This is a genomic window from Alkalihalophilus lindianensis, from assembly GCF_032843265.1.
GTDB lineage: Bacteria > Bacillota > Bacilli > Bacillales > Bacillaceae_D > Alkalihalophilus > Alkalihalophilus lindianensis.
Genome location: NZ_JAWJBA010000199.1, coordinates 1 through 280, shown reverse-complemented (window position 1 = coordinate 280; position 280 = coordinate 1). Strand labels below are relative to the sequence as shown.

Sequence of the window (280 nt, the reverse complement as noted above, 5' to 3'; positions counted from 1 at the left end):
CTGTTTTTATTTTGAATCATTCTTTAGACGTAAGGAAAAATAAGAACAAAGGTGGTGAAACTATGTCCAAGAAGGGAATCAAAAATTCAAGTATGGTACAAATCAAAAAGGACCATGAGACTGAAACTGCTTTTAATGTAGATAATCCTAAGAAACAGCAAAAAAAATAGTAAGGAAATCTTAGGGACGTACGTTTTCTTTGGGATCAAGAATGCCAAAAAATGGACAGCACTAGTTGATACAATGCTCATAGTCGAAAATATAAATTCTTAAAGGATAA

At 31.8% G+C, this 280-nt stretch carries 1 protein-coding gene; it reads left to right on the top strand.

Translation table 11 applies throughout. From position 1 onward, the window contains the following. Positions 1-62 precede the first annotated feature (62 nt). Entirely contained in the window at positions 63-170 is a 108-nt protein-coding gene (locus tag RYX56_RS21910; RefSeq protein WP_317124059.1) for a biofilm-forming protein, read from the top strand. Positions 171-280: the final 110 nt, after the last annotated feature.